Source organism: Clostridium sp. (assembly GCF_016650035.1).
In the GTDB taxonomy this organism is placed as follows: Bacteria; Bacillota; Clostridia; order Clostridiales; family Clostridiaceae; genus Clostridium_AD.
In genome coordinates, this window is sequence record NZ_JAENWM010000006.1 from 1 (window position 1) to 23916 (window position 23916).

Annotated in this window: 20 protein-coding genes, 1 tRNA gene and 1 pseudogene; 14 read left to right on the forward strand and 8 right to left on the reverse strand. The window is 32.1% G+C overall.

Going from position 1 to position 23916, the window contains the following annotated elements; genetic code table 11:
• Positions 1–146: 146 nt before the first annotated feature.
• The 3 genes from JJD95_RS02370 to JJD95_RS02380 are packed head-to-tail and all read left to right on the forward strand — an operon-like array spanning position 147 to position 1985.
• Positions 147–290, forward strand: a complete 144-nt coding sequence (locus JJD95_RS02370) for a sigma factor-like helix-turn-helix DNA-binding protein (RefSeq protein ID WP_291640117.1) — start codon at positions 147–149, stop codon at positions 288–290.
• Positions 280–1101, forward strand: coding sequence for a DUF4179 domain-containing protein (locus JJD95_RS02375; protein WP_291639976.1), 822 nt, complete (start codon positions 280–282; stop codon positions 1099–1101). The genes JJD95_RS02370 and JJD95_RS02375 overlap by 11 nt, the downstream gene beginning before the upstream one ends.
• A gap of 23 nt (positions 1102–1124) precedes the next feature.
• Positions 1125–1985, forward strand: coding sequence for a hypothetical protein (locus JJD95_RS02380; RefSeq protein ID WP_291639978.1), 861 nt, complete (start codon positions 1125–1127; stop codon positions 1983–1985).
• Positions 1986–2075: 90 nt separating this feature from the next.
• Here JJD95_RS02380 and JJD95_RS02385 read toward each other — a convergent pair whose 3' ends face one another.
• Complete coding sequence (locus JJD95_RS02385; RefSeq protein WP_291639980.1) at positions 2076–3473, reverse strand: hypothetical protein; 1398 nt, start codon at positions 3471–3473, stop codon at positions 2076–2078.
• 272 nt (positions 3474–3745) lie between these two features.
• Between JJD95_RS02385 and JJD95_RS02390 the strand changes: the two genes are divergently transcribed.
• The 3 genes from JJD95_RS02390 to JJD95_RS02400 all read left to right on the forward strand — a co-directional run bounded on the left by JJD95_RS02390 (position 3746) and on the right by JJD95_RS02400 (position 6739).
• Positions 3746–4918 (forward strand): malic enzyme-like NAD(P)-binding protein, encoded by a 1173-nt coding sequence (locus tag JJD95_RS02390; protein WP_291639982.1) that lies wholly within the window; start codon positions 3746–3748, stop codon positions 4916–4918.
• Positions 4919–5043: 125 nt separating this feature from the next.
• On the forward strand, positions 5044–6021 hold the full coding sequence (locus JJD95_RS02395) for a D-glycerate dehydrogenase (protein ID WP_291639984.1): 978 nt from the start codon (positions 5044–5046) through the stop codon (positions 6019–6021).
• A 331-nt stretch (positions 6022–6352) separates the two neighbouring features.
• Positions 6353–6739, forward strand: coding sequence for a hypothetical protein (locus JJD95_RS02400; protein WP_291639985.1), 387 nt, complete (start codon positions 6353–6355; stop codon positions 6737–6739).
• A gap of 112 nt (positions 6740–6851) precedes the next feature.
• Here JJD95_RS02400 and JJD95_RS02405 read toward each other — a convergent pair whose 3' ends face one another.
• From JJD95_RS02405 to JJD95_RS02415, 3 genes and pseudogenes are all read right to left on the reverse strand, one after another.
• Positions 6852–7034: an FMN-binding protein gene (locus tag JJD95_RS02405; RefSeq protein ID WP_291639988.1), complete on the reverse strand. Its 183-nt coding sequence runs from the start codon at positions 7032–7034 to the stop codon at positions 6852–6854.
• A gap of 28 nt (positions 7035–7062) precedes the next feature.
• Positions 7063–7485, reverse strand: coding sequence for a DUF3048 C-terminal domain-containing protein (locus JJD95_RS02410; RefSeq protein WP_291640119.1), 423 nt, complete (start codon positions 7483–7485; stop codon positions 7063–7065).
• A gap of 33 nt (positions 7486–7518) precedes the next feature.
• A pseudogene (locus JJD95_RS02415) lies at positions 7519–8124 on the reverse strand (DUF3048 domain-containing protein); the annotation flags it as partial.
• Between the two features lie 310 nt (positions 8125–8434).
• Here JJD95_RS02415 and JJD95_RS02420 point away from each other — a divergent pair.
• The 6 genes from JJD95_RS02420 to JJD95_RS02445 all read left to right on the forward strand — a co-directional run bounded on the left by JJD95_RS02420 (position 8435) and on the right by JJD95_RS02445 (position 16771).
• On the forward strand, positions 8435–10192 hold the full coding sequence (locus JJD95_RS02420) for a sigma 54-interacting transcriptional regulator (RefSeq protein WP_291639991.1): 1758 nt from the start codon (positions 8435–8437) through the stop codon (positions 10190–10192).
• Positions 10193–10440: 248 nt separating this feature from the next.
• Positions 10441–11922 carry a pyridoxal-phosphate dependent enzyme gene (locus tag JJD95_RS02425; RefSeq protein ID WP_291639993.1) on the forward strand — a complete coding sequence of 494 codons (1482 nt, stop codon included), beginning with the start codon at positions 10441–10443 and terminating at the stop codon, positions 11920–11922.
• Positions 11923–12307: 385 nt separating this feature from the next.
• Positions 12308–13798 carry a glycerol kinase GlpK gene (gene glpK, locus JJD95_RS02430; protein WP_291639995.1) on the forward strand — a complete coding sequence of 497 codons (1491 nt, stop codon included), beginning with the start codon at positions 12308–12310 and terminating at the stop codon, positions 13796–13798.
• A 105-nt stretch (positions 13799–13903) separates the two neighbouring features.
• Entirely contained in the window at positions 13904–15010 is a 1107-nt protein-coding gene (locus JJD95_RS02435; RefSeq protein WP_291639997.1) for an NAD(P)/FAD-dependent oxidoreductase, read from the forward strand.
• A 436-nt stretch (positions 15011–15446) separates the two neighbouring features.
• On the forward strand, positions 15447–16565 hold the full coding sequence (locus tag JJD95_RS02440) for an NADH-dependent flavin oxidoreductase (protein ID WP_291639999.1): 1119 nt from the start codon (positions 15447–15449) through the stop codon (positions 16563–16565).
• Positions 16566–16695: 130 nt separating this feature from the next.
• A tRNA-Thr gene (locus tag JJD95_RS02445) sits at positions 16696–16771 on the forward strand.
• A gap of 150 nt (positions 16772–16921) precedes the next feature.
• On the opposite strand, the gene nagB is transcribed toward JJD95_RS02445, so the two are convergent.
• The 4 genes from nagB to JJD95_RS02465 form a co-directional block, all read right to left on the reverse strand.
• Positions 16922–17647 (reverse strand): glucosamine-6-phosphate deaminase, encoded by a 726-nt coding sequence (gene nagB, locus JJD95_RS02450; RefSeq protein WP_291640001.1) that lies wholly within the window; start codon positions 17645–17647, stop codon positions 16922–16924.
• The gene (gene nagA, locus JJD95_RS02455; protein WP_291640003.1) at positions 17647–18816 is read right to left on the reverse strand and encodes an N-acetylglucosamine-6-phosphate deacetylase; all 1170 of its coding nucleotides are present in this window, start codon (positions 18814–18816) and stop codon (positions 17647–17649) included. The genes nagB and nagA overlap by 1 nt, the downstream gene beginning before the upstream one ends.
• 56 nt (positions 18817–18872) lie before the next feature.
• Positions 18873–19604 carry a GntR family transcriptional regulator gene (locus JJD95_RS02460; RefSeq protein WP_291640005.1) on the reverse strand — a complete coding sequence of 244 codons (732 nt, stop codon included), beginning with the start codon at positions 19602–19604 and terminating at the stop codon, positions 18873–18875.
• Between the two features lie 169 nt (positions 19605–19773).
• The gene (locus JJD95_RS02465; protein WP_291640008.1) at positions 19774–20352 is read right to left on the reverse strand and encodes a hypothetical protein; all 579 of its coding nucleotides are present in this window, start codon (positions 20350–20352) and stop codon (positions 19774–19776) included.
• 268 nt (positions 20353–20620) lie between these two features.
• Here JJD95_RS02465 and abc-f point away from each other — a divergent pair, with 268 nt between their 5' ends.
• Both abc-f and JJD95_RS02475 read left to right on the forward strand, forming a co-directional pair.
• On the forward strand, positions 20621–22519 hold the full coding sequence (gene abc-f / locus JJD95_RS02470; RefSeq protein ID WP_291640010.1) for a ribosomal protection-like ABC-F family protein: 1899 nt from the start codon (positions 20621–20623) through the stop codon (positions 22517–22519).
• A gap of 95 nt (positions 22520–22614) precedes the next feature.
• The gene (locus tag JJD95_RS02475; RefSeq protein WP_291640012.1) at positions 22615–23844 is read left to right on the forward strand and encodes an aminopeptidase; all 1230 of its coding nucleotides are present in this window, start codon (positions 22615–22617) and stop codon (positions 23842–23844) included.
• The last annotated feature ends 72 nt before the right edge of the window (positions 23845–23916 follow it).

A 23916-nucleotide genomic window follows, 5' to 3' on the forward strand; every position in this document is an offset into this window, starting at 1 on the left:
AAAAGTGAACTATGAAAATGAATTGAAACTTATTTTATCAGCAATATTATATAAAAAAATCTGCGAATCACAAATAGTAATAGTAATTTATAATTTTAAGTTAAATTAGTGCTTTTAAAAAAAATCATGCTTCAGCTCTGGATGTAATAAGACTTAAGTATTTTGGAGATTACAAATTAGAGGAAGTATCAACTATCTTAGATATCCCAGTTGGAACGGTAAAATCAAGATTGAATTTTGGAATTAAAAAGTTAAAGGCGCTTATGGAGGTGAATAAAAATGCTCTGTGATGAAGCAAAGGATAGGCTCTATGAATTTATTTATGATGAATTAAGTGTTGAAAAAACTAGTGAGGTAAAAGAGCATATTGATAACTGCCCTAGATGTAAAAAGGAATATGAAGAGTTAAAGCAACTACTAATAAATGATATGGAAGAGTTTAAAGAGTTAACTGAGGAAATTAAAATCCCAAATGGCCTGTCAATAAAGGTTAAGGACTCCATAAAAAAAAGGGGACTAAGAAAGTTTTCAAGGTACGCTGTAGCTGCCTGTATGTTATTTATATTAATAGGTGGTATACCAGTAGCTGCTCAGTATATAAAATCAAGTACACTTCTTGATAAGTATAAGCAATTGGATCCAGAGATTGCTTCAATTTATAGCAATGATAATGGTGAAATGATAGAGAAAAGTAGTACTATGAAGGATATAACTTTTACTGTAGATGCAATTATAAATAAGAAGGACAGCACATTAATATTATTTACAGTTAAGGTACCTAAGGGTCAGGGAATAAATTATGCCACGCCTCCTTTTGGCATAGATTCTATAACGGTGCAAGATGTACTTGGGAAAATATATTTTACTACGGGTTCTGCAATGACACTCCAAAGTGTGAATAAGGATGGTGAAATAAAAGCAATAATGGAGATAGAACCCTTAAAGTTTTATGTAAGTAGTCTAACAGTTAGAATAACTGCTATGGAAGTTGGAAATATGACTGTAACTACAAAAGATAGTGAATTGCAATATGATGTTAAAAAGAAAAAAAATATTTATGGAACATGGCAGGTTAAGTTTAGAATTCATAAATTAAAATAGTGTTTAAGTAAAGGAGGTCTGATATGTCTACAATTTTTTCGGTAATATTAAGATTAGCTACTATTTTAGTTTTTTATGCATTAATTATTACATTAGTATATAAATTTATTAAGGTTTTTATAGAAGACTTTAGAAAAAATAAACACAAGATCCTATTAATTAAAATAGTAGCAGTAGTTATTGTTATATTTAGTTTTAATTATATGATAAATGCAAGAGGGGGATGGTACAATCCATATGTAGATAAACAGTATAAAAAATATTTTTTAAATTTGAAGGTTGAAAAGTCTTCCGGTGACACCAAAATAAAAATTAATGATGTACTAATGGATTTAAATAAATTATATTTTACCATTGGTGTAAAGGGCAGGGATAAGCTAGTAGCTGTGGAAGTAAAGAAAAACTTGCAGGATGAAGAGCCTTTAAGAGAAATAATAGGATTATGGCTTGGTAAAAGATTTATGTATTCATATAATGATTATGGTACATCTTACAAAAGTGAAAGCTTTATAGATCCAATGTATATTGTTTGTTATCTCTCAAGTGGGGAAGAGGTTAGTTTTAAGGTTGAGGATACAAAGGATATAAAATACCTTAGTAATATAATTCATATAGATAAAGATTTGCAAGAAGAAGGCGAAAAAATCAGAATGAGAACCTTCACAAGTGGTGTCACTTATGGAGAATTATATATGGTTTCAGATCTAGGATATGATGCCACCGATGTTTCTATATTTATCGATGATAAAGAATACAAAAACCTCATGGGCTCAGGCTCAGGAGGACAACAAAACTATACTACTCCTCCAATTGGTGATAGCAAGGTATATGTGAAAATTGTAGTTAAGAGTAGTGGAAAAGAATATAAGGTTGATATCCAGTAACTGATAGCAAGTGAATTCAGTTTAAGGCCTAAATACAATAAAAACGGCTCAATTCACGAGCCGTTTTTATTGTATTTATTTCTAGCTAAACTACATAATGAAAATAGCTACAATAGTAGTAATCACTAAACCTATGACAACTGGCTTAATGTTTTTCTTAGCCAGTTCAAAGGGATCAACACCACAAATAGCTGCTACAGGAATTACTGCCCAAGGAATTATTGTTCCACCGCCTACCCAAATTCCAGCTATTTGGCCCAGGGCCGTAAGGGTTGAGGTTCCTGCACCTAAAGCCGAACCGAAGATCTTAGAAATTGAACCAACAAGGGATATGCCGGAGAAACCTGAGCCATCCAGACCCGTAATTGCACCCACAACTGTAAGCGTGCTGGCTGCTACTGCTGAGCTAAGAGGGACTAAGTTTGCAAGTGCAACACCTAAATCATTAACAATTCCATTAGAACCCTCAGGAAGTATTTTTCCGAAAATATCAGTGAAAGCTGAATCCCCTAAATAAAAGAAAGCAGCTATAGGGATAACAATACCGAATATCTTAAAACCGAATTGTAAACCCTTAACAAAATTATCAGTAATTTTCTCTAAGGGGTGATTCTTGTAGGTTAATATTGAAACCAAACTTAGTATAAATACAGCTGTGCCTCCAATAAGAGCTGTTGCATCACCACCTTGAAGTTTTGCAGTGTACATTATATAGATGTCTAATGCGAAAAGCACTAGTATAAATAATGCCAAAAATTTTCTTAGAATTTTGGAAGAAATAAGCACTCTTTCAGGTAAACTACTTGTAGTTTCCTCTGTTTTAAATTCAACGGATAGTAGTCCTTTCTTAATATCCGCTCTAAGAAAATAAAAGGCTGCGGTAGTTGTAACTATGCCCATTGTGATTACAAGTGGAATACTTGCAGATATAACACTCGCAATAGGTATGCCAGCCCCATCTGCAGTAAGTTTAGGTGCAGCCTGAATTATATAATCACTTGACAGAGCTATGCCGTGTCCAAATAAGTTCATTGAAATGGCCACACCCATGGCTGGTAACCCTGCTTTTATGGCAATCGGTAAGAATAATGCTCCCACAAGTGCTACTGCTGGGGATGGCCAGAAAAACCAAGATAAAATCATCATAAAGATGCCGATAACCCAATAAGCTATCCAATAATTTTTAATGATGCCTTTAAAAGGGGACACTAGTTCATCATTTATTCCAGAATCCATAAGAGTGTTGCTCATAGCAGTTATGATGGATATTATAAAGATGGTAGGCATTAGCTCTTTTGTTGCATAAACAAAGCTATTAAATACACCCATGGTAGATCTGTAGATAGAACCTGTACCAAAAAGACCTAGGAGAAAAATACCTAATATACATATAAGAGATATATCCTTCTTCTTTATCATGGCGAATATTATTATAAGAATGAAGATTAGATATATATAGTGAAGAGGGGTTAGTGTTAAATTAATCATGTGCTTCTCCAATTAGCATTGTTATAGTATTAGATTATGAGAAAATACATACTTGGTTACTAACTATCATAGCCACTTATTGTGTTTATCATTATATTAGTAATTATAGAGTCGTAAAATAAGGGAAACCTTAATAAATAGACATGACTCCTGTGTTATTATATAATGGTAGGTGTAAAGGATATCGGTGGTATAGATGATCAGAGTTTTAATAAGTATTATCTTGAGCAGATAGATGGATTTAAATTAAATGCAAGGAGGTATATTTTATAATGAATTACGATGAACTTAGTCTAAAAATGCATGAAGAAAATAAAGGTATGATTAGTATAGTATCTAAAGTTTCTGTGAAAAACAGAGATCAGTTAAGTACTGCCTACACACCAGGGGTTGCTGAACCTTGTAGGAAAATTTATAAAAATAGTGAAGATGTCTATAAATATACAGCTAAAGGAAATCTTGTAGCGGTAATTTCTGATGGAACGGCAGTGCTTGGACTTGGAGATATAGGACCATTAGCTGCAATGCCAGTTATGGAAGGGAAAGCAACATTATTTAAGGAATTTGCAAATATTGACGCTTTTCCAATATGTCTTGATACAAAAGATGTTGAAGAGATTATAAAAACAGTAAAATATCTTGCCCCAACTTTTGGAGGGATAAACTTAGAGGATATATCCGCACCAAGATGTTTTGAAATTGAGAGAAGATTAAAAGAAGAATTAGATATACCTGTATTCCATGATGATCAACATGGCACTGCAATTGTGGTACTAGCCGGAGTTATTAATGCACTAAAGGTAGTTAAAAAAGACATTGATGTTGCAAAAGTAGTTATAAATGGTGCAGGTTCAGCAGGAATATCAATTTGTAAGCTTCTTCTTTCATATGGTATTAAAAATATAGTAATGTGTGATAAGAAAGGTGCACTTGCAGAGGGACTTGATTGGATGAATCCACCTCAAGTAGAAATGGCAAAGGTTACTAATAGAAATATGGAGCAGGGGTTACTAATGGAAATAATAAAAGAAAAAGATGTATTTATTGGAGTTTCAGGACCCAATATGGTAAATGCAGATATGGTTAGAACTATGAATAGTGATGCAATTATATTCGCAATGGCAAATCCATCACCTGAAATAATGCCAGAAGAAGCTAAAAAAGGTGGCGCAAGAGTAATTGCAACAGGAAGGTCAGATTATCCAAATCAGATTAATAATGTATTGATATTCCCAGGAATATTTAGAGGAGCACTAGATGTAAGAGCAACAGATATAACTGAAGATATGAAACTTGCAGCAGCAATAGCAATAGCAAGCTTGATTACAGATGAAGAATTAAATGATGAATACATTATCCCAGGAGCTTTTGACCCTCGGGTAGCAAAAACTGTTGCAGCGGAAGTAGCTAGAGTAGCAAGAGAAACAGGAATAGCAAAAATTTAGAATACCGATTATAAATGATTTGTATGTCTAATACTGGCAAGTAGTTTATTAAAAATATTCATGTAAATAAATAGCGAGGGTAGCTAAAGTTATTAATGAATTTATAGTGGATAAGGGGGCAAAAAATGAATAAAACTAATATATATATTGCTGAGAAACTACCTGAAGAGGTGGAAAAATATATCGCTAAGTACTGCAACTATGAAAAGTGGGACTTTGATGAAAAAATACCAAGAGACATATTGCTTCAAAGGATTAAAGATAAAGATGGAGTAATTTTAACAGGTATAAAAATTGATGAAGAACTATTAAAGAACGCTCCAAAGTTAAAGGTTGTAAGCAATATTTCGGTTGGTTATAATAATTTTGAATTGGAAGCAATGAAGAAAAGAAAAATTATAGGTACAAACACGCCTTACGTACTAGATGATACTGTGGCAGATTTAATACTTGGGCTAATGTTATCTGCTTCGAGAAGAATTGTTGAATTAGACAGATATGTGAAGGAGGGTAAATGGACACCTAGGGACGATGAAAATTTATTTGGGTTAGATGTTCATCATACTACTTTAGGGATTATAGGCATGGGTAGAATAGGTGAAGCAGTTGCTAAAAGAGCTAAGTTTGGATTTGACATGGAAGTATTATATTATAATAGAAGCAGAAAAGAGGATACTGAGAAAAGATTAGGGGTAAAATATTGTGATTTTGATTCTCTATTACAAAAATCTGATTTTATCGTACTGATGACTCCACTTACAGAGGACACCTATCATCTAATAGATACTAAAGAGTTTGATAAGATGAAAAATACAGCAGTATTTATAAATGCATCCAGAGGTCAGACGGTTAATGAGAAGGCGTTAATAGAAGCGCTAAAAAGTAATAAAATATATGCAGCAGGGCTTGATGTTTATGAAACGGAGCCGATTAATTCAGGTAACCCTCTGCTTAAAATGCCGAATGTAGTTACGATTCCACATATAGGATCGGCTACTGAGAAAACACGATATAATATGTGCATGGTAGCTGCAAAAAGCCTTGTTAGTGCAGTTACAGGCGAAGTTCCTATAAATGTTGTACCTGAATTGAATAAGATTTAATTAATAACCGCTGGGGATGCTTTTATCCTTCATCGGTTATTATTTTATGTTCGATAAAGTTATTTACTATAGTATCAGTTATATAAAAAACTGAAATAAATATACATGGATATGTATATTTATTCACGAAAGTTTTATTGTAAATTAATCTAAATATGACTAATTTACAACATTTATTATCAAACAATAGCCATAAACAAAGCTTTACAGATGCATTTAAATCGTAAAAATATTCAATAAATATTACAAAAAAGCATTGACTAATGAATTTAAATGCAGTACAATGTATACAAATAAATTTTTATTCTATTAATTCAAGGGGGCAATATAAATGTCAAACACACAATTATTTAAGTCTGAAAACGAATTAGTATGTTTTATTTCTGAATATATAATCAAACATGATGATACTATAGCAATTATAAAAAAAGATTTGAGAAAAGACGTAATTAAGTCTTTATTAATAAATGAAGATTTTAATGCCTTTAAAGATATATCTGATTCAGAAGAGAATGTACTATTTTTAATCAAAACTGGTGATAAGGAAGAAAAGAATTTAAGTCTTAAGGTGTGCGGTGCACATAATAAGCATACTAAAGCTTTTAAGATGGTTGATATTGATAATATACTACTTGTAGATGGTTTGATTACTGATGATGAAGCTAAGAGTATAATTTACAATAAGGAAATCACTAATATGAAGTTACAATTACAATAAAATTTCTTCTGGTTTCAGTAAAAAAGTTCTCTACTATAACAAATTAGCTTGTTATAGTAGAGAACTTTTTTGTTGTTTAAGTATGGTTCCATAAAGGCATAAGGGTGTTTATTTAATGACTTTTTCTTTCGCCACCACCCTTACCGTGTCCACGATTTTGTGGTAACTCTTGAGTGGTTGGCAATGTTACATTCAAAAGCGCTTGTGATAGAGCATCATTAACTGCATTCATTATGCCTATGGAAGTAAAGGTTGCTCCGGAATTTGCATCTACCTCAGAATTTTGATTATCCAATAGGGTAACTTTATTAACATTATATGAATTATTTAATATTGACAACAGTACTTTTATCTACAATGTTCCACCAAGTGTTCCCAGGATTCAATGGTAATTCATTACCTGCTTCATCAGTTAAAAGGGTTTGTGAAGTGGCATTCTTTTTACGCCAATGCATTTTAACAAACTTGCCATTGCTAATAACATAGCCATCTCCACTACCTACAATAGCAATGTCTAAATGAAGTCCATCTGATTGTAGTTTGATGGAAGTGAATTGTACCACTATATTTTTAGTTGTTAGGGGGAGATTATCTTCTTTATTAACAGCAGACTTTTCATCCATGCTTTTAAGATAAAGTCCATCTTTATATGTGTATCTAGTGCTGTAGGTTTTACTTATTTTTAAAAATATATCTGTAGCTGGCAAAAATTCATCACTATCCCAATAGTTTTTATCAAAATTCAACTTTACAGTGGGCGCTTTAACATAATCCTTTGTTTTAATAAGTGCTCTTAATTTCTCAGTAGAGGTATAAAGGTTATGAGGAGCTTTCCTTACTTTATCCCTCCAATAAGTAGAACCATAGGCGAACTCATTCATACTCATTAAGTTCTCATTTTTCACTCTAGCAAGAGCCTCTGCACTACCGCCACAATGAGCAAAGGGAAGGTTATATTCTGCGGCAATATCTAAGAAATAAGGCCTTGCACTTCTAATGGGTCCAATCTTTTCAGCATCGCTCTTTTAGAATAATGCAATGAATCTAGGTATGCCACCTTCAGCCACAGTTTCATAAACAATATCTGCAGCATTTAAACCTGATTGAGGTCTTGCAGCTACTAAGTTTTCTACTATGGCAAGTACAGCTATGTTATCTAATGATTCTTTTTCTACCACTTCACCTGTATAGGGAGAATAGTATTTTTGTGGGGCTTCCACAGGTGCGGGAACAGGAACTTTTGTTTCAACAGCTTCCGGCTTACTTGGAGTAACAATAGGTTCAGGTTTCTTTGTACATCCAACAACCATAAAACTAACTAAAATAATTATACCTAATAGTAGCTTAGATTTATTCTTCATATGAATCATCTCCTTGTATATCATTAATTTGTGTTATAGAGGTCATACTTGATAGCGACAAGTTTCTTATCTATCATATTGTTATCTTTTGTTTGATTCTACATAACATTAAATAATCCTTCATAAAAGCAATATATTATAAAAAAATTCAAGATTTAATTAGAAAATTACTTATGAGGGAGTTAATAGGAAGACGTGACGGTGCACAGTTGTATTTTTTTATTAAAACCGCGACTTCGTGAATATTTATTAAAATATCTTTACTTAAATAAGGTGAAAGTTTAATATTAATATAATAACTTTAAATTATTATTTGGGGATGGGGGAATAAAAATTGAATTCAATATTAAAAGACATACAGGAAGCAGTAATTAAATATGCGAATATTATATCCCAAATTCTTCAAGTAGAAGTGGAAATAGTAGATGATAATTTGACTAGAATAGCAGGTACGGGTATTTATAAAGATAAGATAGATGTAGATATATCAGAAGAAGGATATGTTTATAAAAAAGTTATGAAATCTGGAAAGTCTCAAATTATATATGAACCGGGGAAAGATAAAATTTGTATACCTTGCCCCAAGAGAGGATTATGTGGAGAAAAATTAGAAATGAGTACCCCTATAAAATTGAATGAGGAGACTATAGGAGTTATTGGGTTAATATGCATTAACAACAATCAGAAGGAACATCTACTGGCAAGCTTTGATGTATATATGACTTTCCTACAACAAATTTCTGAGTTTATAAGCAGTACTGCAAATGAAAAAAGAGAAATAATGAAAACGCAAACCTTACTACAGCTTCTGAATTTTGTTGTTGATAAAACAGAGCAAGGCGTAATTATACTAAACAAGAGTAACTGTATTACCCATATAAATGAAAAGGGTCTTAAGGAACTAAATTTAAGCGGTGATTTTAGGAATCACAAAGTAAAAATCACAATAAGCAGTGACAATGTATTTGATCTTCAGGAATACAAATTAATGGTTGATAAAGAAATTTTCTTTGTTGTTGGAAGCATACATAATATAGAATTTAATGAGGAACAATATGATAGGATGATTTTTTTCCAAGACGCGAAAAAGTTTAAAGAGAAATTATCAAATTTTACTACTATTAATAAAGTTATAAAAAGTAAGGATATTTTGGGTAAATCAAAACAAGTTCAAAAATTAAAACAAAATGTAAAGAAAATTGCTATCTCAACCTCTACGGTACTAATAACTGGAGAAAGTGGTACTGGAAAAGAGATGTTTGCAAGAGCTATACATAATGAAAGTAACAGAAATGATAAGCCTTTTATCGCTATAAATTGTGGAGCTATACCAGATATGCTTCTTGAAAGTGAACTTTTTGGATATGCAAAGGGAGCTTTTACAGGTGCAGATCCTATGGGTAAGATAGGTAAGTTTGAATTTGCTAATAAAGGGACAATACTCTTAGATGAAATAGGGGATATGCCGCTCTACCTTCAGACTAAACTTTTAAGAGTTTTGCAAGAGAGATGCATTACAAGAATAGGATCAAATAAGACAATTGATATTGATGTTAGGGTAGTTGCAACAACAAACAAAGATTTAGTAAAAGCAATAAAGGAAAATAAATTCAGAGAGGACTTATACTATAGATTAAATGTAATACCTCTTGAAATACCTCCTTTAAGAGAAAGAAAGGAAGATATAAAACTACTTATAGAAGCTTTCATAGAGAAGTATTGCAATCTATTTAATAAGAATTTTTTGAATATGAAATTGGCGGATGATACAGAACAAATACTTTACAACTATAAATGGCCGGGGAATATAAGGGAATTAGAGAATACCGTGGAATATATTGTTAATATGGTTGGGACGAATGGAATTATTAAAAGAGAAATTTTACCTGAAAATATTTTTCATAATGAAATTGATATTTTCAACAATGAACATGAGATATTTACACTAAAGTCACTAGAAAAAAGAGCAATAGAAAATGCCATAGAAAAATATGGAACAACTACTGAGGGAAAAAAAATAGCAGCAAAGAGACTTGGAATAGGTATAGCTACTTTGTATAGGAAAATTGAAGAATATAATTTATCAAAATGATAAATTGTTATTCGTAGACAGGCTAAATAGTAGAAAATTCAGATAATACGTCATTATCATAATGATAAAAATTATCATTATGATATTTTTCTTGTATCTTTTAAAAAAACATATAATAGAAAACCATTGATATCAGCTATTTTGATTTTGTAGAAAATTGGCATGATTATTGCTTTATATTATTAAAAAGGAAATAATGTCGACGAAGAAGGTAAAAAAAATAATATATACTCAGAGGAGGGTTTTAAGTGCATAAATTAATAGATCTAACAATCAATGAGCAGCAACTTAAAAAAACTGTAGAGAGTGCTAAAGAAAGAAATGTTATTATTCCAACAATAGCTCAAATGAAGGACCCAAGCAAGATACCTGAAGAAATAAAAGAAAAATTAAAAACAACTGGTTTGTGGGATATTGATCCCGTTAATTTGTTTAGAATTTCATGGAAAAATCAACCAGTAAAGACTGGCGGATTATACAATGAACTACCAAACTACATAGAAATTCCTTCCGAAATATCAGGTGTTAAGGCAAGGATTTTTGCAATGGTTGGAAAGTATTTTCCGGTTGGATGTCATAAGGTTGGAGCAAGTTTTGCTTGCCTAGTTCCACGCTTAGTTACAGGTCAATTTGATCCTACATTCCATGAAGCAGTTTGGCCATCAACAGGTAATTACTGCCGTGGTGGTGCATACAACTCTGCATTGCTTGGATGCAAAGCTGTTGCTATATTGCCTGAGAACATGAGTAAAGAGCGTTTTGACTGGCTAAAACAAGTAGCAGGAGAAGTTATTGCAACTCCTGGTTGTGAAAGTAATGTAAAAGAGATTTATGATAAAACATGGGAACTAAAAGAAACTAGAGATAATGTTGTAATATTTAACCAATTTGGAGAGCTTGGTAATCATTTATGGCATTATGAAGTAACTGGTAATGCTATGAACGACATTGTTAAAGCTGAAGCTGGTCCAAAGGGCAAACTTGCTGGTGTATGCTTAACATCAGGTTCTGCAGGTACACTTGGATGTGCAGATTTTCTAAAAGATCAATACCCACATGCTAAAATTGCGGTTGGTGAAGCACTTCAATGCCCAACACTTCTTAATAATGGTTTTGGTGATCATAGAATTGAAGGTATAGGTGATAAACATATTCCTTGGATTCATAATGTAAAAAATACAGATATGGTTGTTGCTATTGATGATAATGATGCTTTGGCAATGTTTAGGCTCTTTAATGAACCAGCTGGTCAAGCATATCTAAAAGAACAGGGAGTTTCAGAAGAATTAATACAAAAACTTGCATATGTTGGTATATCTGGTGCTGCGAATATATTAACCAGCATTAAATTTGCTAAATACTATGAGTTAACAGAAAATGATATGATTATGACTGTTCTTACAGATTCTGCAGAAATGTATGGATCAAGACTAGAAGAAATGAAAACAGAAAGAGGAAGAGAATATACTGGAGTAGACGCTGCCGTAGATCATAACAGAAGTGTTTTAGGTCTTAGAACAGATAGTATGGAAGAGTTAACATACCAAGGTAAAAAACGAATTCACAACCTTAAGTACTACACTTGGATTGAACAACAAAAGTACGATATGGATGAATTAAATGCACAATGGTATGATTATGATAATTATTGGGGCAAATTACATCAGATGGGACCGGAACTGGATGAACTCATTATTAAGTTTAATGAGAGGACTGGGCTTACAAAATAAAATAGTGTAAAATATATGAATAGAAGGTAGTGCTTAGGCCCAGTATCTTCTATTCCTTTTTTTTGTTAATATTATCAGTATTAAAATAAAGTGACATGTTATTAGCTATCAGATTAGTGACATATAGAAAAATATAACTTAAATGACTATTTAAACAAATTATTGACTATATCATTATAAAATGTGATAATTAAGATATGGTATCCACAAGTTCATGTGCTATAGTGGGATCTACAACGGCATCTGAACTGTGGGAGTTAAATAGATAAATTTAGGCTAGAAAAATGAGAGCCGAGTGAATTTTAAAGTTTTATACTTTATTTTGCTCGGTATTTTTTATATATATTAAGAAATCAATTACAATAAAAACTGGGAGGATATTAAAATGGCAAAGTATATAATGGCACTAGACCAAGGGACAACCAGTTCAAGATGTATTTTATTCAATAAGAGGGGGCTTATTGAGAGTATTGCACAAAAGGATATTAGTCAAATTTATCCAAGTGGAGGATGGGTAGAACATAATCCAATAGATATATGGTCTACGCAATTCTCTGTTGCAATTGAAGCTATGGCAAAAGTGGGTGCACAGGCTTCAGACATCGCAGCTATCGGAGTAACAAATCAAAGAGAAACCACAGTTGTATGGGATAAAAGAAATGGTGTACCTGTTTATAACGCTATAGTATGGCAATGTAGAAGAACAGCAAATATGTGTGACGAACTGAAAGAAAAAGGTTTTGATGTTGTTGTAAAACAAAAGACTGGATTAGCGCTGGATGCTTATTTTTCAGGAACAAAAATCAAATGGATTCTTGACAATGTAGAGGGAACAAGAGAAAAAGCTGAAAAGGGATATCTATTGTTTGGAACTGTAGACACTTGGTTAATTTGGAATCTAACTAAAGGGAAAACGTACGTTACTGATTATTCAAATGCCTCAAGAACAATGCTATTTAATATTCATGAATTAAAATGGGATCAAGATATATTAGAAGAATTAAACATACCTCTATCAATGTTACCAGATGTTAAACCTTCAAGTTATGTTTATGGTAAAACAGACAGTTCATTGTTTGGAGCAGAAATACCAATATCAGGAGATGCTGGGGATCAGCAAGCGGCATTATTTGGTCAATGTTGTTATGAACCTGGAGATACTAAAAACACTTATGGAACTGGAGCCTTTCTCCTAATGAACACAGGGGAACAGGCTTTAGAATCAAGAAATGGATTATTAACTACCATTGCTTGGGGAGCTTTTGGAAAGATTGAATACGCACTTGAAGGAAGTGTATTTATTGCTGGTGCTGCAATTCAATGGTTAAGAGATGAACTACGAATGATAGATAATGCTGCTGAATCTGAGAAATATGCAACAGCAGTTGAAGACACTAGTGGAGTGTATGTGGTTCCTGCTTTTGTAGGGCTGGGGGCGCCATACTGGGATCCATACGCAAGGGGTGCAATTGTAGGACTAACAAGAGGAACAAAAAAAGAACATATTATTCGTGCAACTTTAGAAGCTATAGCCTATCAGACTAATGACATTCTAAAAGCAATGCAAGAAGATTCTGGAATAGAACTTAAAGCTCTAAAGGTTGATGGTGGGGCTTGTGCAAATAATTTTTTAATGCAATTTCAAGCAGACATACTAGGCGTACAAGTTGATAGACCAGAAATAATTGAGACTACCGCACTTGGAGCAGCTTATCTAGCAGGCCTCGCTGTAGGTTATTGGAAGGATAAAGAAGATATATGCAGTAATTGGGATCTATCAAGATCTTTTGTGGCTAATATGGAATCAGATAGAAGACAGGGATTGCTTAAAGGATGGCATAAAGCAGTTGGTAGATCTCAGGATTGGGCTGAGTAATTTAAATTTATTTTAGTGAATTTTTTAATTGTATATTTTCGTGCTAAATACCAATGCATAGAAATCTCTCTAAAACATACACTATATGCTATAGGAGGTTTTCATATGGAAGTAGCTATAATGGGAGCTGGAATGTCTGGACTTTGCTCAGCGATAACCCTTGAGAGATATGGAATTACACCAACAATTTTTGAAAAAAGAGCTTGTGTAGGAGATCGATTTATTAATGCAGAAGCAATGTTTAGTATCCTTAATAGACCTAATAAAGACTGGGTACCTTACATAGCAAACAATTATCATATAAATTTAAAACCTATAGTTGAAGTTGATAAATTATTTGTACATTCTCAAAATGAAATTGGTTGTATTAATGGGAAGATTGGATATACAAATGTAAGAGGCAGACATCAAGACTCATATGAGTGTCAACTAGAGAAACAAGTAAAATCTAAAATAAATTTTAATTCAACTTACGAATACGAAAAGTTATGTAAAGATTTTGATTATGTCGTTTTGGCAACTGGAGATGGACAATATGCGTCTGATTTAGGTAATTATAGGTGTGACCTTACTTGTACTATAAAGGGAGCCACTGTTCAAGGGGAATTTGTAACAAGTAATCCTCATGTATGGTTTAATTATGATATATTACCCAAAGGTTATGCTTGGCTCATACCTTTTTCTGAAAGTGAAGCAAATTTAGTTATTGCTTATCCAGATTATCCTGACAATATAAAATTAGATATAAATGATATGTGGCAACAATTTTATAATTTAGCATGTGTAAAGTTAGAGCAAAACCTTGTGATAACTGATAACTTTGAAATTACAAGATATATGATGGGAATATGTGATAAACCTATAATTGATAATACTTATTTCGTTGGTAATTGTTTTGGTGCTATTTCTCCAGGTCTGGGGTTTGGCCAATATACATCAATTTTAACAGGGATATATTCGGCGCTTGATATTTGCAAACAAGGAGATTATGAGAAACTTACTAAACCACTATTTGAAAATTATAATCATTCTCTCACACTAAGAAGATTTTTAGAGAATCTAACTGATGATAAATTCGATTCTGCAGTTAAGAATTTAGATAGCAAAATCATGGGTGATTTGGTTGACAAAATATGTAGTGAAAGTAGCAGTATTGATTTACTTAAATTAGCAACTCCAATTATAAAACTGATTAATAATTACTCGAAGTGAGATTTACAATAAAAAGGTGTTACTTAATTTAAAATTTGAAAAAAGAAGCCGTTAAATTAGCAGCTTTTTTTTGCGGAAAAATATATTAAGTCAGGGTTATTAAAGACAGGCATGGTCTTCTGGACCAGTTGCAGAAGCTGGATTGAAAAAAGCTATGCTACTTAGATATAAGTTAATACCATATATACATTCCTATGAGAGGAATTCTTATAAGTATGAAAAAGGAGGATACTTTATACAGAACATGACTGTGGAGGATAGTAAGGGAACTTTTAACTTAATATAAGTGATATATATGGAGAGATAACTTACGTAAAGATATTATCAAATGCTAAAAAATTAATATTAAATAATAATAATTATTATTTACAAAGTTATGAATGTATAGTATTATGTAATAAAGTGAAATGAAACATTTTGAAAGGAAGAGATTAAATTGAAAATAGAAAAGTTACTTAAATCTAGTGTATTAGGTTCTGGAATAAATGTAAAAAATTCTTTAGTTATGGCACCTATGACTACTTTTTCTGCGAATACTGACGGAACGGTATCTGAGGCGGAATTGAGTTATTATAAGGCAAGGTCGAAAGGTGTAGGCATGGTGATTACGGCAGCAACATATGTTAGTCTATCAGGAAAGGGTTTTCCAGGGCAGTTTGCTGCCTATGATGACAGCTTTTTACCAGGGCTAAGAAGGTTAGCCAAAACCATAAAGGATGAAGGCGCTTTAGCCATTTTACAAATATTTCATGGAGGTAGAATGGCAATTCCTTCTGATATACCAGGTGAACAAACAATTAGTGCAAGTGCAGTAGCACCGGAAAGGTCAGGGGCAATGATACCTAGAGAAATGACGGAAGAAGAAATTAAGGGTACTATTAAAGCATTTGGTGAAACAGCAAAATTAGCTATAGATGCTGGGTTTGATGGTGTAGAAATTCATGGTGCTAACACATATTTACTGCAACAATTCTTTTCTCCTCACTCAAACCGTAGGACTGATAATTGGGGAGGGAATATAGAAAAAAGAATGAATTTCCCGCTTTCTGTTATCGCAGAAGTTAAAAAAGTAGTAAGTGAAAAAGCCGATGAAAACTTTATAGTGGGTTATCGTTTTTCACCAGAGGAGATTGAAAAACCAGGTATAACTTTAGAAGATACACTTTTATTTCTAGATGTATTAGCAAATCAGAACCTTAGTTACTTGCATATTTCTATAATGGATTTTTGGCAAAGCTCAATGAGAGATATAACAAATACAAAACCTATCATATGTAAAATACTAGACCAAATTCATGGTAGGGTGCCTTTCATTGGAGTGGGGTCTATTCATACACCGGAAGATGCTATTAAGGCACTAGATAGTGGTGCGGAATTTATATCCCTAGGTAGAGAAATAATCATGGAACCAGAGTGGGTAAGCAAAGTTCAACAAGGGAAAACTTCCGAAATACGTACTACTATAAGTAAAAGTAATGGTAAATTATTAAATATACCAGAGCCACTTTGGAATGCAATAATGAATACACCGGGTTGGTTCCCAGTTACTGAATAAAGTGATATGATTTAGATAAAGAATGTACGAATTAGATTGCAGTACATTCTTTATTTTTATTTATCTGCAAATTTACCTTGAAATATAGGTAGCATATGGTATATACTTAACAAGTTAAGAAATATAATATGCTGAAATAGCTCAGTTGGTAGAGTAACGCACTCGTAACGCGTAGGTCGAGGGTTCGATCCCCTTTTTCAGCTCCAAATTTTGTGTTGCCAAAAAAATTACTATAAATTAAAGAGTAAAAGCTATTGCTAAGGTGCAATAGCTTTTACTCTTTTGAATGATTAAGAAGATTTAAAAAAAAGTGGTTCAAAATCCTCACACTCTGAGGATTATAAACCACTTTCTTTTTATAATTTACTGGCAGCATCTTTATCTAAAATCACGGTTACATCTTGATGTAGCTGAAGGATAGATGCAGGAGTTTCAGGATTGATTTTACCATTTATAGTTTTATAAATAGCATCAGCTTTTGACAGTCCACTTGCTAGCAGCACAATTCTCTTTGAATACATTATAGTTTTTATTCCCATACTGATGGCCTTAGTAGGAACATCCTCTATCCGCTCAAATAATCTAGAATTTGATTCTATAGTAGTTTCATCTAAATTAACAAGGTGAGTTTCAGCTTCAAAATTAACATCCGGCTCATTAAAGCCTATGTGTCCATTAACTCCTATTCCAAGAACTTGAATGTCAATGCCACCAGATTTTTTTATTTTATTTTCATATCTTAAACATTCTTCGTAAGTATTCTCAGCATCTCCATTAGGAACATTGATATTTTCATGTGGAATATTAATATGTTTAAAGAAATTGTTCATCATATAATAGTAATAGCTTTGGCTATTATTTTCATCTATTCCGTAATACTCATCTAAGTTAAAAGATTTTACTTCTCTAAAATCAATTTCCTTTTTATTATATAGCTTTATAAGCTCACTATACATTCCAAGGGGAGTGTCCCCTGTTGCTAATCCAAGAATGGTATTTGGTTTTAAAATCATTTGACTGCTAACTAAGCTAGCAGCTTTCCAGCTCATTTCCTCGTAATTGTCTACTACAATAATTCTCATTATAAGCACCTCTTCATTTCGTTTGATTTAAAAACTGTATTACCTTCTACTATGGTTTGCTGAACATTGAAATTACTATCTAAAATTACTATATCAGCATACTTTCCTACCTCAAGGCTTCCTTTTACCTTATCTAGGCCAAGCTCTCTAGCAGGATTAATGGATACTAAACTGATTGCTTCACAGATATCTATATCACTATTATTCATGAAATTCTTAACGCCTTCATTAAGTTTTAGAATACTTCCTGCTAAGGTTCCGTCTTCTAGTCTTGCAGAGTTATTTTTAACTATCACTTTCTGGCCTCCAAGTTCAGAAACACCATCTTTTAAACAACCTGCCCTCATTGAATCAGTAATTAAAATTATTCTGTCTGTGCCTTTTAGTTTTTTTAATATATTAAATATTGCAGGATGAACATGAATACCATCTGCTATTAGTTCACAATATATATCGCTATTTAAAATTGCACCTACAATACCAGGTTTCCTATGATTTAATGGGGTCATTGCGTTGAAAGTATGAGTTGCGTGGCTAATTCCACATTTTATGGCTTCCATTGTTTCTTCATAATCCGCATTAGAGTGTCCTATTGAAAGTATTATGTTTGTTCTTTTCACAATCTCTTTAATAAAATCAAAATTATCATCCTCTTCAGGGGCTAGGGTTATGAGTTTTATAACATCAATATAGTCTTCAATAAATTTAAAATTAGGCTTAATAATAAAATCTTCCTTTTGAGCACCCTTATACTTTTTATTTATGAAAGGACCTTCCATATGTGCTCCAAGAATTTTAGATCCATTTATTTTCTTTTTCATTTGGATACGTATATTGTCAAGAGCAGCATATATCTTTTCTTCGCTCATAGTCATAGTAGTTGGAAGAAAACCTGTAACTCCATTTTGGGCAAGCACGCTGCTTATAACACTCAGAGCCTCCTCGGTTCCGTCCATAACATCATATCCACCGGAGCCATGCACGTGAATATCAATAAAGCCTGGGGATACGAAATTTCCTTTTGCATCAATAATTTCATCACATCTGGGAAGCAGCTTTTCTAAATCTTCAGCTTCAACAAATTCTAATATTTTTTCATCGAACAATAGTGATTTTTCGTAAACTACCTCATCCTTAATAAGAATTTTTCCGTTAATTATAATTTTCAATTTTATCTCCCCTCCATAATTTCAGAGTCTTTTATATTAGATTCATAAATTTTCTCTTATTCCAAAATAATCTCATATTTATATCTATCGCTTCTATAAATTGAATTAGTATATTCTATAGGTGTTCCATCTTGAGTGTAAGTAGTTCTTTTAAACATAAGGGCTATTGAGTGTGGTTTTTGATTTAAAAGGTTGCACTCATATTCGCTTAGAATAATTGGTTCTATTGTCTGTCTTGCCTTTATTGGATTTATGCCATAATTTTCTCTGAAAATAGAGTAAAGAGATTTACCTTCTATCATAGCTGTTGTTATATCATTAAAAAGATGATGTGGAAGCCACACAGTTTCAATTGCCAGTGGTTCATCATTACTTAGCCGTAATCTTTTAATCTCTATTAATTGCGTCGACATATTTTCAATTTCTAATATTGTTTTAATCTGTTTTGTGGCCGATTTTAATTTAAAAGAAAGAATTTTAGTTTGAGATTTAAGCCCTTTATCCTCCATTTCTTCAGTAAAGCCTTTTAATTTAGAAATTTGTTGTTTTTCTTTAGGGGCTGATACAAAAGTACCTTTGCCTTGCTCTCTATATATAATGCCTTCATTAACAAGGTACATAATAGCTTTATTAACAGTCATTCTACTTACACATTGGATTTCACATAATTCTCTTTCGGCTGGGATCATATCGCCAGGCTTTAATTCTTCATTTTCAATCATTTCTTGTAAAATCTCTTTAAGCTGATAATATAAAGGTAGAGGGTTAACTTTTGAAACTATACGCATATAAACTTCCTCCTAGGAACAAAATTAGTTCTATTTTAGTATAACATATAGTTAACATGTTGTATATACCAATAAGGTGCCACCCACGTGGCAAGTGGCATCTTATAATATGGAAATGAAAAATCAGTTAACCCATCCATTGGTTAACTGATTTTTATTTCATACTATATTATTTTGCCATTTCCTGAACTCCTGTAACTTTACTTGTAGCATCCATTTTGAAAGTGGATTTTGCTTCATCTGTAGTGAAATATATATTACCGTCAATTGTAGCATCTTTTAACTGAAAATCACTTACTGTAACATAAAGGTCTCCTTTGAAAGTTCCATGTTCTATACTTCCCATAGGGCTACTAAAAGTTAATTTTGGAGCAGTCAAAAGGAATCTATCAGTTACGTTATGATCTTCATCTTGAGTGTAGAGAGCGACTTTACGTTGCATAATATCCTTACCAGCATCATCTTTTTTACCGTTTTTATACTCACCATCGACAACAAGATCTTTATCAAAAGATAAGTCCTTTAATATTGCAATAATCCATGTACCCTCGTTACTTATGGCTTTTTCAAAAGCAGCCTCAGTATCTACTATTGAAGCTGTAGTTACAACATCAGGGGTTGTTTCCGGTGGTGTTGTTGTAGTTGGCGGTGTATTTGGTGTTTCCGGTATCACCTCAGCGTTTTTAGCACAACCAACAGATAGTACAATTAATAGGGCTGATATTATTAATATCGCTTTTACTTTCATTACAAATCCTCCTTGTTATTTTATAATTTTTACTTTAAATCTAGTATAACCAAAATGTTTAAAATTAATGTTATTAAAATAAGTCCTATTTTAATAAAATGATAAATACCAATATTGATATTAAATAAAATTTAAGGTAATATTATTGGTCAGTAGAGCTAATTTATATAGAATCAAAATACTAAAAATCTTGATAATGTCCTTTAATGGGGTTTTTTATTTTGCTTTGGAAATTTATATTGTTTGAAAAATATAGGAGGAATCTATAATGATAGAATTGGCGTTAAAAGAAGTTGAAAAATATTTTGGAGGTAATAGGATTTTCGAAAATATTACTTTTGAAGTTCAAGAGGGTGATAGAGTAGGGCTCATAGGAAGAAATGGTACGGGTAAGACTACAGTTTTTAAAATTATTGCTGGTATAGAAAATCAAGATAAAGGTAGCATATCCATAAGAAAAAATTCAAGTATAGGTTATTTGCATCAAATACCGGATTATCCAGAGGAGTTTAAAGTAATAGATGTTTTAAAAATTGCTTTTGAGGTTCAATATGAAATAAATAGTGAAATGAAATTATTAGAAGTGCAGATGTCAAGTTTAAAGGGAAATGAATTAGAATATGCTTTAAGAAGATATGGTGAACTGGGCGCGCTTTATGAAACAAAAGGCGGTTATGATATAGAGGAAAAAATGAGCAAGGTTTGCACTGGATTAAAGTTTAATGACAAGTTTTTGAGTAGAGACTTTATTAGTCTAAGTGGTGGTGAAAAAACTATTGTAATACTGGGCAAAATTTTACTAGAGAATCCAGATATACTTCTTTTAGATGAACCTTCAAACCATCTAGATGTGACATCTATAGAATGGCTTGAGGGTTACCTTAAAGTATACAAGGGGACAGTATTAGTTATTTCACATGATAGATATTTTTTGGATAGAGTTGTAACAAAAATAGTTGAAATAGAAGACGGAGAGACTTCATTTTATCATGGTAATTACTCTTATTATGTTATTGAAAAGCAAAGAAGGGTTTTTGAACAGTTTGAAGTATATAAAGATCAACAAAAAAAAATAAAGGCTATGGAAAAAGCAATAAAACAATTGAGGATATGGGCGGTTCAAGCAGATAATGAAAAGTTTTTTAAAAGAGCAGCAAGTATGCAAAAAAGATTAGATAAGATAGAAAAAGTTGATAAGCCTCTAATAAATCAACCTAAAATCCAATTGAATTTTGAAGGTACAGATAGGTCGGGAAAGGACACAATAAGTATTAAAGGCTTATGTAAAAGCTTCGATCAGAAGGAAATATTAGATCAATTATATTTAGAAGTAAGATTTGGTGAACGTACCGCTTTAATAGGTGATAATGGAAGTGGTAAATCCACTATTATAAAAATTCTTTTAGGCGAAACTAATGGGTACTTAGGCGAAGTAAAATTAGGCTCTAACACCAAAATAGGATATCTTCCTCAAAATATAGAATTTAATAATGAAGAGCTAACAGTGATTGAAGCCTTTAGAGAGGATATTTATATTTTAGAAGGCCCAGCTAGAGGTATCCTTGCTAAGTTTTTATTCTATGGAGAAAGTGTGTTTAAAAAGGTTAAAAATCTTTCTGGTGGAGAAAAAAGTAGACTTAAGCTTTGTATATTAATTCAAAACGATATAAACCTTTTGATACTGGATGAACCTACAAATCATTTAGATATAGATTCGAGGGAAAATCTTGAAGAAGCTTTAATGGAGTTTAATGGGACTATATTATTTATATCTCATGATAGGTTTTTTATAAATAAACTAGCAGAGAGAATATGTGAAATTGAAGATAAAAAGATTGTTGATTATAAGGGTAATTATGAATATTACAAAGAAAAGAAAAATGAATTTAAAAGAAATAAAATAGAAACTCCGAGTATTTACAAAGAAAAAAAACTAAAAAGCAAAGAAAATACCCAAAAACAAACAAGTAATAACAAACTAAGAGAAGCAGAAAGCTTAGAAAATACAATAAAGGAGCTTGAAGCAAAACTTAAAGATATAGATATTGAAATGAATAATAAGGGTAGTGAATATGAAATATTATTGGAGTTAAATAAAGAAAAACAAAGAACTCAAGAAGAATTAGACATGATTATGGAAAAGTGGATGGAAATTGAAAACTCTTAATGGTATAATTTTCTTGTATGGTATGGATAAAGTATCATAAAATAAGTTAATGCACAAACTAATTTTTATCTAAATTGAAGAAAGGAAGTCTTAATATGAACAATGAATTATTAGAAAAATATGCTCTTTTGTTGGTGAAGACAGGAATTAATATTCAAAAGGATCAGACCCTTGTAATTAATGCTCCTATAGAGTGTGCTTCTTTCGTTAGAATCGCGTCAAAAATTGCATATAATGAAGGTGCTAGGGATGTAGTTATAAACTGGAGAGATGAATTATCTTCAAAAATAAAATTCATGAATGCCCCTGAAGAGGTTTTCGAAGAATACCCAGACTGGCAGAGAGATTTTTACTTGTCGAATGTGCGGAGGGGAGCGGCTTTCTTAAGTATTTCAGCCTCTGACCCTGAGCTAATGATGGATGTTGATCCTGTGAGAATGGCAAAATCGCATAAAGCTGCTAGTAATGCAATAAAGGAATATAGAGAAAGGCTTATGAGTAATAGAAATGTTTGGTGTATTGCTTCAATTCCGACTATATCTTGGGCAAAAAAAGTATTTCCGGAAGTTTCAGAAAATGAAGCAGTGGAAAAACTTTGGGATGCTATATTTAAAACAGTAAGAGTTGATACAATTGACCCTGTTGCATCATGGGAAACCCATAAAGGAAACCTAAAGAAAAGTATGGATTTTTTAAATTCAAATAACTTTAAATATCTACAATATAAAAACTCATTAGGTACTGATCTTAAAATTGAACTTCCAGAAGATCATTTATGGCTTGGAGGATCAGAATATACCCCTGAAGGTGTAGAGTTTATAGCTAATATGCCAACTGAAGAGGTATTTACACTTCCTAAAAAAACTGGGGTTAATGGAATAGTCCTAAGCTCAAAACCTCTAAACTATAATGGGAATCTGATAGAAGACTTCTCACTTACTTTTAAGAATGGAAGAATTATAGATTTCAGTGCAAAAAGTGGTTACGATAGTTTAAAGAGCATTATTGAAACTGATGAAGGATCATATTATCTTGGCGAAGTAGCGTTGGTACCATATGATTCACCAATATCTAATTCAAACATACTATTTTACAATACACTTTTTGATGAAAATGCCTCTTGTCATTTGGCTATTGGAAAAGCATATCCAGTATGTATAAAAAATGGTGAAAATTTAAGTGATGAGGAACTTGCAAAACTAGAAGTTAATGATTCCTTCGTGCATGAAGACTTTATGGTTGGAACAGAAGATTTGCAAATAATAGGTATTACAAGAGATGGAAAAGAAGTACCTGTATTTAAAAATGGGAATTTTGCATTTTAAATTATTAAACACCTTAATTTCTTTAAAATTATAGAAATTAAGGTGTTTTTATTGGAGAAGAATGTTTAAAAA